This window comes from uncultured Tenacibaculum sp. (assembly GCF_947502995.1).
Lineage (GTDB): Bacteria > Bacteroidota > Bacteroidia > Flavobacteriales > Flavobacteriaceae > Polaribacter.
Genome location: NZ_CANNBW010000017.1, coordinates 97140 through 112038 on the forward strand (window position 1 = coordinate 97140; position 14899 = coordinate 112038).

Consider the following 14899-nt stretch of genomic DNA (forward strand, 5'->3'; position numbering starts at 1 on the left):
GGATGAAGAAATCAAATCATACAGAAAGTCATCAAGAAATCACAAGAAAAGAAGCGTTACAGAAAATAGGAAACTATGGAAAATATACAGCAATAACAGCTTTAGGAACCTATTTAATATTAAACCCTAAGAAAGCACAAGCATCTAGCCCTGAAGTACCAGGTAGCGGATTTTAAAGAGAATAGATAAAAAAAACTCCTTTTAAGTAATTAAAAGGAGTTTTTTATTGATTTTTTGAAAATAATCTCATAAAATTTGTGTTTTTATATCTTTTAAAAACTTAAAAATTAATTTTCTTAACTATATCATTAGAAAAATTAAAAACAAAAACTTATATTTAAAGAGTAAATGAAATCTAATTTTTATAATTAGATAGTGCATTAAGTACAGATTTTAATATACCTCCTTTCGTATGTGTTTTTGTGTAAAAAACATGTCGTTTACTTACTATTCGTCTACACTTATATGCATTTGGTCTAAAAAGAAGTGCCTTGTCATATTGTGTGGCTTCAAGTTTTCATAATATACAGTACTTTTAGTTTAGTTTAAACTCAACCAAACAAAAAATTCCAATGAATTTAATGTTTATTATTTGTCTTTTTAAATGATATGAAAACTATACAATTACAAAGAACCCAAAATTCAGATTGGACATATTTAAATGAAAAAATTACTCTAAAATCTCCCTTAGTTTTAGTTTTTGGGAAAAGAGAATTACTTGAAGATGAAAAAATTTACGAAGAAGTAAAAAATCTTTTTAATGATGGGCATATTGTTTTTGGCTCAACTGCTGGAGATATTACTGAAGAGAAAGTTGATAATGACAGTATAACTATAACTGCAATTGAGTTTGAAAAAAGTACATATGAAGTAAGACGTTTAAATATTTTAGATTCCGGTGATAAGGCTAATAGTACAGACACAGGTAGAGCTTTAGTAAATTCTTTTCCAAAAGATGGATTAAAGCATGTTTTTGTTGTTTCTGAAGGGAGTTTTGTTAACGGAAGTCATTTAACACAAGGTATGAACGAAGCTGTTAATAATGAAGTCTTAATAACAGGAGCTTTATGTGGAGATGCAGCTAAATTTGAAAAAACTTTAGCTTCTTATAATGAAAACCCGAAAGTTGGAGAAGTTGTAGCAATAGGTTTATATGGAGAATCATTAGAAGTTTCATGTGCAATTAATGGAGGTTGGACTCCTTTTGGTCCTGAAAGAATAGTTACAAAATCAGAAGATAATATCTTATATGAGTTAGATGGAAAGCCTGCTTTAGATTTATATAAGAATTATTTAGGAGACAAAGCTAAAGAACTTCCTGGAGCGGCATTATTATATCCGTTAAAAGTAAAATCAGATAATGAAAATTATTCCATAGTAAGAACGATTTTAAATATTAACGAAAAAGAACAATCGATGATTCTTGCTGGAAATATTTTAAAAGGAGAACGCGTGCAACTCATGATGACCCACGTAGATAATATTGTAAATGCTTCTGAATCTGCTGCTATATATGCAAATAAAGATAGAAAGAAAGAAGCTGAATTGGCAATTTTGGTAAGTTGTATAGGAAGAAAACTTGTACTCGACCAAAGAGTGGAAGAAGAAATAGAAGAGGTTATGGAAACTATAGGAAAAAAAGCAACTATTTGTGGAATGTATTCTTATGGAGAAATTGCACCGTTCAACGGAGAAAAAAAATGTCAATTGCATAATCAAACAATGACAATAACTTTAATAAGTGAATAAAGAATGAATTCTCTCTTAAAAAGGCAGATTAGAAAATATTTACCTGAGAATTTACAGAACAGTTCAGAATTAGAAGCGTTTTTAGATGCTGTAAATAAATCGTACACTAATTCTGATAATCAATTTTCAATGCTTCAACGGGCTACTATGATAAGTTCAGAAGAGCTGTCTGAAGCAAGTGAAAAATTGAGAAAGGAAACTGCTAAACAAAAAGAAATTATTGATAGACTTAAAAATGTAATAAATACATTAAAAGTATATAAATTAGAAAAAAACGATTCTTTAGAAAATACATCTACATTAAAATTAGTCGATTTTATAGATCATCAAACCAAAGAGATTTTAAAGATTAATCAATTAAAAGATAAATTATTAATTAATCTTGAAAAACAAAATGAAGAGTTGAGTGAATATGCGCACATGGTTTCACACGATTTGGTTTCTCCATTAAGAAATATAGAAACTCTTGTACATATGTTAGCGGAAGATTATGATGGAGTAATTGAAGAGGATGGATTAAAAAAACTACAATTGATTAGTGAAAATGTAGAGAGAATAGATGTTTTAGTAGGAGTTATTAGAGATTATTCTTCAATTAAGGTTAATGCAAAAAAACAAACTGATTTATGTGTAAATACTTTGTTAGAAGGTATTTTGTCTAAGATAAATCTAGGAGAAAATATAAAGGTAAATATTACAAATCAGTTACCATGTGTAAAAGGGGATAAGCATAGTTTATCCCAACTTTTTAATAATTTAATTGTTAATGCAATTAAATTTAATGACAAAGAAATTAAAGAAATAGAGATTGGTTGTGTAGATCAAGATGATTCATGGAAATTTCACATAAGAGATAACGGAAACGGAATACAAGAATCATATTTAAAGAATATTTTCACCGCATTTTACAGATTAGAAAATGATTATCAATCAGCAGGTATGGGATTATCGATGGTGAAAAAAATAATTGATATGTATGAAGGTGAAATATGGGCTGAGTCAAAACCAGATGTAGGATCCACTTTTCATTTTACGATTAAAAAAGCACAATAATAGTTTTTTTGATTACTTACATATCCAAACAGTTAAAACCCTGTTTATAGGTGTTTTTTTGGTTGGTAAAAAATAAATGCTTAAATTATAAAAGAAGTTTATTGAAAAATAAACAGTTAAAATCCCCTTTCCAAGTTAAAGTTTAATTCAAGAATAGAAATTAAAAACGGTAAATTCCCCCGAATTTATGGATGTGAAGTGCATATTAAATAGATTTTATTTACTAAAAGCAAAAGCTATATTAAATTTTAAAACAGAATCGTAACAATTTAGTTGATACTAAATAATTACGGTTTTTTATTACCCCAAAATTAAATTTTCGGTTTAGTTTTCTTTTAAAAATATTAGTGAATCATAGGAGTTAAAACATTAATTAGAAGCATTCTGGTAAACTAAAGTAAATGTTGAATATGAGTAAAAGAATAATTTATAACTTAATATTAAGTTTAATATTGAGTTTCGTTTTAAAAAAAACAGAAGCGCAACAAGATCCTCAGTATACCCAATATATGTATAACACGATGAGTGTTAATCCGGCTTACGCTGGATCTAATGATCATACAGTAATTACATTATTAGGAAGAACCCAGTGGGTTGGTTTAGCAGGAGCACCAGATTCACAAACTTTAAGTTATGATACGCCTTTAGGATATAGTGGAGTAGGTTTAGGAGTCAATTTAACCAATGATCAAATTGGTCCAGCTCAAGAGATTTATTTAGATGCAAATATTTCTTACACAGTTCGATTTAGTGAGAATAGTAACTTAGCATTTGGTTTAAAATTAGGAGGAAGGCATTTAGCGATTGATTGGAGTAAAGGAACGGCTTTACAACAAGAACGAATTTTCGATCAAAATGTAAGTGAGTTTTTACCAACAATAGGAGCAGGAGTTTATTTTTATAAATCGAATTGGTATGCAGGAATCTCAATTCCCAATATTTTAAGAACAAATCATTATGATGATACAATTGCTACGGTTTCCAATGGAAACGGAGATTTAGCAGAAGAGCGTTTACATTTCTTTGGTATTTTCGGATATGTTTTCGATTTGAGTGAGAATATAAAGTTTAAGCCTGCAACTTTAGTAAAGGTTGTAAATGGAGCACCTTTATCGATAGATGTATCTGGTAATTTTTTATTCAATGAAAAATTCACAGCAGGATTAGCATGGAGATGGGACGATTCGATAAGTGCTTTAATAGGTTTACAAGCTACCGAGAATTTAAATATAGGATTCGCTTACGATTTAACAACATCAAACTACAGTAATTACAATTCTGGAACTTATGAATTAATGATACGTTGGGATATTGCCAGAGATCGAATTATGAAATCTCCTAGATTCTTTTAAAAGATAAATTATATCAATAAAAAAAGGAATCATAAAAAATGATTCCCTATTTATTTCTTAAGAAAGTTTAAAACTTAAATTCCTTTTACAAAATCTAAGAAAACTTTCTTATGTAATTCTAAATTAAGATCAGGTGAAACTGCCACACGAGCAATATAATCTTTATCACCTTCTTTAGTAGTTCCTTGAGTAGAAGTCGCAGGAATAGTCCAGTAACAACCTTTTAATTGTCCGTAACTCACACAATATTTACTCTCATCAGGAATTTCGTTAATCATTAAATTAATTAACTTTAAGTTTAAAGCTCTTTTATAAGTTTCTCTTTCTTCATCAGTATTTCCTTTAGTAGGTAAATCTAAAGAGAAAACAGAAGGAGTAAATCCTTGAGAAGCTAATTCTTCAGAAACAAAATTAATTTTTGCATCAGGTAAATTTTCTTCAATAAAAGTCACAAACTCGCGAGTATTTACATAAGCATCCTTAATTCTTTGATTCATTGAAGGCATTTGTTCAGCCAAAATTTCTAATTGAAGAGCAGTAGCTTCATTGTCACAAAGTTGAATATGATCTTCTATTTTATCCATTAAAGAAGCTGCTTTTGTATTTGCTGTACAATAGCCAGCTGTACATTTTCCACCGCTAGGGAATTTAGATCCACTAACATATGCTATCGTTTTTACATCAGCTAACATTTCATTGTCGCCTAAAAAGTGCACATTCGGACAAAAAGTTTGATCTAAAATAAAAACAGGTTCAACGGCAGATACACCATCAGCATTAACACGTTTTTTACTTAAGACCTCTTTTAATTTTACTAAGTCCGGAACTTCAACTCTCGGGTTTGTAGGGATTTCCGCAATAATATAAGGTACAGCATTAAGCTCTGTAACTTTAGTTAAAACAATATCGATACTTTTTACCATATCGTTATCACCATCCACAGGTAAATCCATTACTTCAACATTATCTATGCATGCAGCAACTCTTCTGGCTTGATCATTCGTACCTCCATAACAATTCGGAGGAACTATAATTTTAATGTCTTTACCTTTATGATTTTCAACAGCATCATGAATTAATCCCATCATAATTGCATATTGAATTGAAAGTCCACTAGATCCTATAACAGCTTTGGTATTAACTCCAGTAATTTCATTAACTAAATTAGAAACGGTTACTTTATTTTTTTCTGAGTCGTAGTTTACCGTATCAAAAGATTCTCCAATAAATTGTTGTAGAGCAATTAAGGTATTCGCAGGAGTCATTGCTATGGTTTCTCTTCTTCTTACATGTTGTATTTCAGAAATATAATTTTCATTTTGTTCTCCATTAACATATAAGACACTACCTAAGTTTTGCTGCGTATTAACAAAAAAATCAACGTTTAAAGTAAGATCAAATTCACAAATACTTTCTTTTTCAGAAAAAAGAATAGTAGTTCCGTCAAATTCAGGAATTTCATCTGAAGCATTTATTTTTTTAGTTTCAAACTGATATCCATATACCTCTTTAACATGATTAATATTGAAGTTTTTAGGTAATTCATCTTTAAAAAGAATTAAAGTGTTCTTTTTTAAGAATAAGTTTTTTCTAAGAATAGCTAAAACCGGAATACTTACTGATGAAAAACTAATAACATTACTTGGTTTTGTGTTATTTGTTTTTGCAATAGTCCATTCTAAAACAGAAGATAAAGGATGTCCTAATCTAATATAATCATAAGCTGTAGGCAATTCACTCAATGCAATTTTATCTGCATTATCATTTTTGAATAAATTTTCAAATTGTTCTAAAAATTCAGTTTTAGCCTGTGATTCATTATAAATATCTAATCTGTGTGTAGTTAAATTTAACCAATCTTTAGGAAGATTATTTACTACTTTTTTTATATAGTTAAACAGGGTGTTGTCTTGCATAATTTTCTCCTTAAAAAAACGACTGCAAGATACGTTAATTAAATGTTTTTTTATTGAATTAGAATTGAAATGACTTTAGAGTTTAACGGTATTTTTTCTATAGAAATAGTAGTAGTGTCAGGAAAAAAATCTAAAGTATAATGAAGGTGATCTACGCTAAGAATAACACTAGAATCTTTTTTGTCGATATGAATTTGTAATAGATCATTATCTATCTGAGTTATAATCTCATTAAATATAGTGCCTATTTTAAAACCATGTTCAGTAATTACTTCATTATTAATAATAACAATACTTCCAACTTTTTCATTATTGTTAAAATCTGAATAAAGTAAAGCTATACGTTCTTGGTTAGGAGATATTAAGTAGTATATAGTTCGATTTTCATCTTTTATATGGAATGGAAATTCTTGTAATCTTTCTTTAGGAATAGTTTTTATGCTTTGTCCAATAGTTATGCCTAATAAAGATTTCTTATTTTCAATATAAAAATCAAATGTGTTTTTATACTCTTGTGAAGTTATTTTAAGAGTTAAAAAGAAGAAAAATAATAAGGTTCTGTATGTGAATTTCATAGAAGAGAATCAATATATACAGAACCTTAAAAAGTTTTATTTATTTTACAATTGTCTCATAAGTATCTACTAAACTAGATACTTTTAATTCTTTTTTGAAATCTGCTAAAGTTTTAAAGTTTCCTTTTTGAATAGTAATTGTTTTCTCTGTATTTGGTTCCATAGTGAAATAATTATCAGAGAAATTTTCATCAAAGTTTCCAGAAGCAAAAACACCGATAGCTAGTTTTTTAGTTTTTAAACTAACAATATATTCTGTGTCATTTTCAGAAACATTAAAAGTAATTTCTGGTTCAGGCAATTCTAAAGTCTTAAAAGGAACTAAATAATGTTGTTTTTTAGCAACAGTAGTTTCACCAACTTTTAATGAAGCACTTAAGAAAGCTGTATTCCATTGCGATGAGAATTCTTCTAACTTTTCTTTTGATATAGAAAGATAACTTTTAGAAGCATTAGCTTCTATTTCAATACTTTCATTCCATGATGTAATAACTTCTCCATCAAAACTTAATAAATCTACCTTTAACTCACCTTTTTGATTTGCTAAATCGTCAGTAGCGATAAAAACGTTTACTCCATTTTCTTTTTTATCGAAACTAACAATCGTTTTTTCAAAAGACTTTTTTACACCATAATGTAATGCTTTCCATTTTCCATAATAATCAATACTAGACCAAGAAGCAACTGGCCAACAATCGTTAATTTGCCAATATAACGATCCCATACAACGATATCTATTTTTTCGATGTGCTTCAATTCCAGTTGTAATTCCGTAAGCTTGTAATAAATGACTTACATGTAAAAAGCTAGCAAAATCTTTTGGCTTTTTATAGTGTCTAAGCATATATTCTTCAATAGTACCATTTCCAATACTAGAACGTTGATGCGATTTCATTACTTCTGAAAAAATATCATGATCTTCTGGAATAGTATATTTATTTACAGTAGCCAATTCTGGAAAAGATTGAAAACCGAATTCCGACATAAATCTAGGAATCTTAACATTATAATTTTCAAATGGTTCTTTTCCCCACCAAACGCCCCAATAATGTGCATCTCCATCGGTATGAGATTCTGGAACACCTAATTCACTACTTGGAGAAGAAGCCCAATATTCTCTATCTGAATCGTAACCTTTTACAGCTTCTGGTAAAACTTTATGAAAAATATCTGTATACGCTTTCCATATAGTATTAGCAGCTTTTTCTGATTGTTCTTTAGTTACTTGTTGTTTCCAGCCCCAACGTTCCCAGGCTGATAAAACTTCATTATTTCCACACCATAAAGCAATAGAAGTATGGTTACGTAATCTTTTAATATTATCAATGGCTTCTTGTTTTACACTTTCAAGAAAATCATCGTCACCAGGATACATTGCACAAGCAAACATAAAATCTTGCCAAACCAATAATCCTTTTTTATCACATAAATCATAAAAAGCTTTACTTTCATAAACACCACCTCCCCAAACACGAATCATATTCATATTTGCATCTTTTGCTGAATTTAAAATATGCTCGTAGTTTGATTGTTTTACTCGAGGTAAAAAGATATCCTGCGGAATATAATTTGCTCCTTTCATAAAAGTTGGTTTCCCATTTACAGTGAAGTAAAAAGAGCTTCCAATACTATCTTTTTCACGAATTAATTCTATTGTTCGTATACCGATTTGATGTGATTTAGCATCTGAATGATTTTTATGACTTACTTTAACTTTTACGTCATATAAATGCTGTTCTCCCATACCATTTGGCCACCAAAGTTTCGGATTCTTAATTTCAAATGGAATGGTAAATGTATTTTTATTTATTATTAAAGGTTTTTCTTCTGTTTTTACTAATGTGTCGTTTACAAAAATCTCAAAAACACTTTTTTCAATTTCTTTAGAACTATTGATTTCTATTTCTGCTGAAAGTTGTGCAGTTTCTCCTATGTTTTTTTGACGAATAAATACATCGTCAACTTTAAAGTTATCCCAACTTCTTAAAATCACAGATCTCCAGATTCCTGAAGAAACTAATCTTGGTCCCCAATCCCAACCGAAGTGATATCCAGCTTTTCTAGAAAATATACTTACTTTTTTCTCTCCTTCAACTTTACCAATCTTAGCTAGATCATTATCAGAAACTGTAATTTCATAATCGATAGCATCATATTTTTCAATTCCTTTTTTAATTGGAGATTCTAATATTACACGTAATTCATTTTTACCTTCTTTTACATAAGGTTTACAATTGATCGTATATCTTCTGAACATATTATCAGAAGTCATAATTTCTTGATTGTTCAGAAATACTTTTGAGTAGGTGTCTATTCCTAAAAATTCTAACTCAATGTTTTCTTTAGAAAAATCTTCTTTAGAAACTTCGAAACTCGTTTTATATTCCCAATCACTTTTATCGATCCATTGCACATCATGTTCGTTTAATCGATAAAAAGGATTTTCAATGTCTTTGTTGGCAAGTAAATCTGTATGAACTGTTCCTGGAACTGTAGCGTTTTTCCATAAGGTATCGTTGGCCTTTTTGAATGTCCAATTTTGATCAAGTTTCATTTCTTTTACGATTGATTCTTTACATCCAGTAAGTAACATTACTATAGTAGAAATAAAGAAGAACTGAGTTAATTTCATTATTTGGTGGTTTGTTGTTTGGTTGAGCTAATAAATATATATAAAACCAGTTATTTAAGTTTTTAATATTCTCGCATTATTTGAACAAAAATTAACTCAGTAAAAAGAAAAACCTTATCCAAATAGTATGAATAAGGTTTTCAATTTAAAACAAAGAAGTATCGACTTAGTTATAAGTACCCTTTAACTTTTTCCAATTTTTATTGGCAACTTTCACAAGTTTCTTATCATCGTTTTCTTTTAGCCATAATTGTTTAGCATCTAACTCTACATTATTAAGAAATAGATAGTATTTACCATTGTAAACTAGAAACTTATTCGGATCTACTCTAAATTTTGCTCCTGCATAAGTACCAAAAGCACAATATCCCCCGTACTGTGGAAGGTACTTCGCAGGATTCTTATCAAAAGTAGTTTTTTGTTGAGCTGAAGTGAAATAATACACAACACCTTCGTGAGTAGATTTATAATTTTTATTTCCTCTTTGCGCTAAATTTAAATCTAAGTAAGAAACAGGACTGTAACCTTGCAAAGCAATATTACTATTGTCGATATTATTAGCTTTTTTGTCTTGACTGAATGCTGAAATACTTAAAAGAAATAATCCAGCGATTGTTAATGATTTTAAAATTTTCATAATGTTATAATTTTGAATTAATGATTTGAGTTATTAAATATTTGTTTGAGGTTTGTGTGCGCTTACAACTAGTAAAACAGCAGCTCCGTTAATCCAGTAGAAGTAAGCATCAATTCCTTTAAATGAGAATAAAAAAGGAACGAGTACAAATGTTAATCCGACTAAAAAATCTACTGTTAAATGGAATTTATAGGATAGTACTTTTAAAATTCCCAAGTGATGATCAGTAAGAACAGTTAAAACAAAAGCAGCTATACCAGTAATTACTGAAATCCAAAGTGCTAAAGGATTTGTTTTTCCTAATTCTAATAAAAAAGGTAATGCAATTAGTGCTATTGCTACAGGATAATCTAAAAATGCGTGAATTCTTTTAGTAACAAATTTCATAGTATTTACTTTTAATTAGCGTTAAAATATGCTTCACGAATTACCTGTCCTTCAGCATTCCATTCTCTTTGAATGATTTCATGCCAATAGATTTTCGATCCGTCTTTCATGTCAAAATCAAAAGTGAATTCAGATGCCGAGTTGTTACCATCAACTATAGAATTATGATGTGTAATTCCATTTACGTTAGCTATTGCTCCTAAAAATCCTTCCATTTTTTCAACCATTTGTGATTTTGTGTTTGTGGTTGAATTTGAATAATCTGAAGTTGCAGCATTGTCTGCGAAAAATGTTTTAACTGCGTTTACTATATCTCCTTGAGATACCATATTATCTATGCGTTGTACTTGATCTTTAATATTCATTTTAAATAATTTTAAATGGGTTATTAATCTGATACAAAGATCAATCAGAAGTAGGAGGAAGGAGGTACAAAAAAGGAGCTACCTATTGTACTTTTTTAAAAAGTCGGTTGGTGTGAGTTTAGTATGGAGTTTAAAAAACGAAGAAAAATGATTGGCTTCTTCAAAGCCTAAGAAGTAAGCAATGTTTTTAATTTTATCGCCTTGTAAAAGTAATTCTTTTGAAGTTCGAATAATTTCTTGACGAATTAATTGTCCCATAGAAGAATTTAAATTCTGACGAACTTTTTTAGCTAATGTCTTTTCAGAAATATGCATTTGATCTGCATAAAAAGAGAGTTTTTTTTCTGAAGTGTGAAATTCTTGTATGAGTTTGAATAAATCATTTTCGAAATGATCATCTAATTGATATCCTATTTCATCTCGAAATTCACTAGGAGTAATTCCTGTATTTTTCTTGAAGTTTTTATTGAAGTAAGCAACGTCTTTATAACCTTGTTCATAAGCAATTTCTTTAATAGAACTATCTGTAAAAGCAATTAGTTTTTGGTCTTCGATTAGACGTTTTTTAGTTTGTAATTTTTTTACAGTAACACCAATTTTATTCTTTAATAAGTAATTTATATTCTGATTATTCTTACTTATTTTTTGAACGAGTTCGCCTACAGAAAGATGGTTTTTAAATTCTTGATCGATAACTTCCTTTACATCAAAAATAACTTGATATTCTTTTTTGTCAGCATTAAAAGGATTTTGCCAGTACCACTGATTGATTGAGATATCAATAATATCTTTTGGAGATGAAAAAATAGTGTTTTGTAAGTATTCCTGACAATCTTTACATTCTAAATAATCAATATATCCAAGAGAAATTAAATGCTTGAATAGAATTCGTACATCTTGACTTTCGAATAAAACCTGATTGTCAAATTCTATTTTTCTAACCGTAAAAGAATCTGATGAGAATTTAATGTATTGTCCTTTTTCTAAAAAAATAAGTTTATCATCCCAATTCAAATAGTTTTTAAAATCAACCTGAATAGTTCCTTGTCCTTCCATGATATGAAAGAGCGTGTAGGATTCAATAAAATAAATCTTATTGATTTCGGGATTAAACTTAGAAACCATAAATTCTTTTTTACAACGGTAAAGATATATTATTTCAAATAATCAGATTTAAAATACACCTAAACCGAAAGTTTGTTCATAATGCCACTTTTCCTTTTTCTTTGAGAAGAATATAAGAGCATTAAAACCACAAGTTCCTCTTCCTATGTAAGTGTACTTAAAAAATCCATAGTTATGTTTTGGAGAGTAATAAACTCTGGAAAAATACATAAAACCTACATTTAATATGGAATCTTGTTTACCAAATCGAGAAGTATTTATGTTTCTGAATTCTGCCTGTTTTTTAGTCAAAAATTCAACTCTTTTTTGTTTCAGAAGTTCGGGGTTAAATTGTAAAGAAACCAGCTTTTCAGAGTTTTTTATAACTTGATAAGCTATAGAAGTTTCTCCTAATCTTCGTTTAACATAGCTTTTAGTTTTTTCTTCTAAAAATAATTCATCAAGAGAATTATCTTTTAAAAGTACTATTTTCTGAATAGTATCTCTTTCTTCTATAGAAGACAATCTGCGTTTATTTACTCTGAATTTCTTATTACTTTTATTAGAAAAGCGATAGTCTGGATAACATAATTTTATAGTATATATACTATCTAACAGACTATTAATAATTTGTGTTTCACTAGAAGCTTGAATCTGTTGATTATATTTTGTACTTGAACAACTAGCTAAAGCAATAAAACTTAAAAGAAGAAATATAGTTTTCAAAACACTTTAAAATTTCATTTTCAGTTTAACATTTAGTACACGTCCTGTCATAAAATTAGGAATACCAAATTGACGTTTACTAAATACATCGCGTACCCAAGTGTTTGTAATAGAGTTTTGAATATCAAACATATTGAATAACTCAATACCAGCAGTTAGTTCTTTAAAATTAGTTAAGAATCCGTTTGTAGCTTTCTTATTAGCGTCAACAAAAATATAGGAAACCCCTAAATCTGCACGTCGGTAATCACGAAGTCTATTTTGAAAATCATAAGGATTAGCATAAGCTGGTGCTCCGCCAGGAACTCCTGTATTGTATACTAAATTTAAATAAGCTTTTAAATCTGGTAAGTTTGGTACATAATCTTGAAATAAAACTCCAAATTTTACTCTTTGATCTGTAGGACGAGCAATATATCCTTGATTATTTATGTTTTCTTCTGTTTTTAAGTAACCAAAACTCACCCAACTATCACTACCAGGTATAAATTCTCCATTTAATCGAATATCTAAACCATATGCATAAGCATCAGTAACATTATCGGCTCTGTAGCGAATACGAACATTATCGATAGAATAAGCGTTAACATCACTTAAATCTTTATAATATAATTCAGTGGTAAGTTTAAAAGGTCTGTCCCAAAGTTTAAAACTATAATCATTACCTAATACCATATGAATAGCTTTTTGAGCTTTTGTATTTGGGTTAACTTGACCATCAAAACCTCTTAATTCTCTATAAAATGCAGGTTGTGCATATAAGCCACCAGAGAGTCGGAATAACATGTCGTTTTCCCAATCTGGTTTAATAGCAAATTGAGCTCTAGGACTAACAATTGTTTGACTTTTTGAAGTTAATCCGACTGGGTTTACAGACCAATGTTGTGCTCTCACACCTACATTAAACCATACGTCGTGTTCGTTCCAAGAAGTTTTTCTACTGAATTGAACAAAACCAGAAAAACGATGCGTATCTACTTCGTTATCTGCTCTAACGTTTTGAAAAGGTTCTATTGGTCCTGTAAAAGGAACATAAGGTTGTTCGTTGATGAAATTTGTAGCTGGAGGTCTCACAGAAAAACCAACACTATCTATTACTTCCCATTCACGAATTCTGTCTTTAATATTTTCTGTTTGATATTTTACACCAGCTCTCCATTCATTATCTCCGTCTTTTAAAACACCACGAACTTGTGCGCTTGTAATTAAAGCGTCTAAATCATTTCTAGCGTGATTTATTTGCGATCCTATTCCTTGTGTAAAATCTGCTTCTCCAAAATTTTCATCTCCAATATTTGTATTTACTTCTCCTAAACGATAAGCAGCAGCAATATCAAAATGCTCTTCTTCTTGTGTATTGAAAGAAGAAAGTGTTCCTGTTAAATTGAAATCTTCAGAAACTTTATAATCTACAGAAAGAGCACCGAATAAAGTTTGAAATGTATCTTCTTCCTGACCTTGATAAAATACAGTAAGCTCGATAGGATCGGCAACAGTACCAAAACGAGTACTTCTACGTAATGGCTTATAATCGTAATTATTCAATGAAAAATTCCCTAAGAAATTAATATCGATTTTATCGTTTAAAGTATAAGTTACTAGAGTTTGAATATCTGTAAAATTCGGATTGAAATCTGCTTCTATTTGTTTAGAGTTTACGAGCAAACTATTATCTCTGTAACGTGCACTTACTACAGCGCTTAGTTTTTTGTCTAAAAACACATCTTCAACAGTGATACTTCCACCTAGTAAACTTAAGTCAACTTGAGTTTGAAATTCTTTAGGTTTCCTGTAAGTAATATCTAAAACAGAAGAAAGTTTATCCCCATATTTAGCTTGAAAACCACCAGCAGAGAAGTTAATGTTTTGAACTAAATGTGTATTAATAAAACTTAAACCTTCTTGTTGACCAGAACGAATTAAAAACGGACGATAAATTTCTATACCGTTTACATACACCAAGTTTTCATCGAAGTTACCACCTCTAACGTTATATTGAGTACTTAATTCATTATTATTATTTACACCAGGTAAAGTCATTAAAACATTTTCAATCCCAGAATTAGCTCCAACACTAGTTTCTACAGTTTTAATATTAATACCTGTAATTCCTTGAACTTCTTTTTTCCTGTTCTTAATGATGATTTCTTCTAAATCTTGATTTTTAATTTCAAGAGTAGGAGAAAACTTAATTGTTCTTACACCTCTTGTCGTAAACTTTTTGGTAAAAGTTTTATACGATACATGAGAAAAAGTAACAGCTACAGTTTTTCGTACTGGTATTTTAAACTCAAAAAGACCATTTTTATCTGTGGTAGTTCCTTGTCCTAAATAAGAAATAGCAACTCCTTCAATAGGATCTTTGAATTTATTAGTAATCTTTCCTTTAACGGTTGACATTTT

Annotated in this window: 13 protein-coding genes; 4 read left to right on the forward strand and 9 right to left on the reverse strand. The window is 29.3% G+C overall.

Annotated elements, in window-relative coordinates; all coding sequences use genetic code 11:
- Positions 1–2 precede the first annotated feature (2 nt).
- The 4 genes from Q1A46_RS14900 to Q1A46_RS14915 all read left to right on the forward strand — a co-directional run bounded on the left by Q1A46_RS14900 (position 3) and on the right by Q1A46_RS14915 (position 4154).
- Positions 3–176 carry a hypothetical protein gene (locus Q1A46_RS14900; RefSeq protein WP_299680399.1) on the forward strand — a complete coding sequence of 58 codons (174 nt, stop codon included), beginning with the start codon at positions 3–5 and terminating at the stop codon, positions 174–176.
- A gap of 433 nt (positions 177–609) precedes the next feature.
- Positions 610–1749, forward strand: coding sequence for an FIST signal transduction protein (locus Q1A46_RS14905; protein WP_299680402.1), 1140 nt, complete (start codon positions 610–612; stop codon positions 1747–1749).
- A 3-nt stretch (positions 1750–1752) separates the two neighbouring features.
- On the forward strand, positions 1753–2802 hold the full coding sequence (locus tag Q1A46_RS14910) for an ATP-binding protein (protein WP_299680405.1): 1050 nt from the start codon (positions 1753–1755) through the stop codon (positions 2800–2802).
- A 410-nt stretch (positions 2803–3212) separates the two neighbouring features.
- The gene (locus Q1A46_RS14915; RefSeq protein ID WP_299680408.1) at positions 3213–4154 is read left to right on the forward strand and encodes a type IX secretion system membrane protein PorP/SprF; all 942 of its coding nucleotides are present in this window, start codon (positions 3213–3215) and stop codon (positions 4152–4154) included.
- A 74-nt stretch (positions 4155–4228) separates the two neighbouring features.
- Here Q1A46_RS14915 and Q1A46_RS14920 read toward each other — a convergent pair whose 3' ends face one another.
- From Q1A46_RS14920 to Q1A46_RS14960, 9 genes are all read right to left on the reverse strand, one after another.
- Positions 4229–6070, reverse strand: coding sequence for a PLP-dependent transferase (locus Q1A46_RS14920; protein WP_299680411.1), 1842 nt, complete (start codon positions 6068–6070; stop codon positions 4229–4231).
- 50 nt (positions 6071–6120) lie between these two features.
- Positions 6121–6645: a hypothetical protein gene (locus Q1A46_RS14925; protein ID WP_299680415.1), complete on the reverse strand. Its 525-nt coding sequence runs from the start codon at positions 6643–6645 to the stop codon at positions 6121–6123.
- Between the two features lie 40 nt (positions 6646–6685).
- Positions 6686–9277: a glycoside hydrolase family 2 protein gene (locus Q1A46_RS14930; protein WP_299680418.1), complete on the reverse strand. Its 2592-nt coding sequence runs from the start codon at positions 9275–9277 to the stop codon at positions 6686–6688.
- A gap of 166 nt (positions 9278–9443) precedes the next feature.
- Positions 9444–9914 (reverse strand): YHS domain-containing (seleno)protein, encoded by a 471-nt coding sequence (locus Q1A46_RS14935; RefSeq protein WP_095070924.1) that lies wholly within the window; start codon positions 9912–9914, stop codon positions 9444–9446.
- Between the two features lie 33 nt (positions 9915–9947).
- Positions 9948–10301 carry a hypothetical protein gene (locus Q1A46_RS14940; RefSeq protein ID WP_095070926.1) on the reverse strand — a complete coding sequence of 118 codons (354 nt, stop codon included), beginning with the start codon at positions 10299–10301 and terminating at the stop codon, positions 9948–9950.
- 11 nt (positions 10302–10312) lie between these two features.
- Positions 10313–10666 (reverse strand): hypothetical protein, encoded by a 354-nt coding sequence (locus Q1A46_RS14945; RefSeq protein ID WP_299680426.1) that lies wholly within the window; start codon positions 10664–10666, stop codon positions 10313–10315.
- Positions 10667–10744: 78 nt separating this feature from the next.
- Positions 10745–11791 carry an AraC family transcriptional regulator gene (locus Q1A46_RS14950; protein ID WP_299680429.1) on the reverse strand — a complete coding sequence of 349 codons (1047 nt, stop codon included), beginning with the start codon at positions 11789–11791 and terminating at the stop codon, positions 10745–10747.
- A 48-nt stretch (positions 11792–11839) separates the two neighbouring features.
- A complete protein-coding gene (locus Q1A46_RS14955) occupies positions 11840–12496 on the reverse strand; it encodes a hypothetical protein (protein WP_299680432.1) in 657 nt (218 codons plus the stop codon).
- 6 nt (positions 12497–12502) lie between these two features.
- Positions 12503–14896 carry a carboxypeptidase-like regulatory domain-containing protein gene (locus tag Q1A46_RS14960; RefSeq protein WP_299680435.1) on the reverse strand — a complete coding sequence of 798 codons (2394 nt, stop codon included), beginning with the start codon at positions 14894–14896 and terminating at the stop codon, positions 12503–12505.
- Positions 14897–14899: the final 3 nt, after the last annotated feature.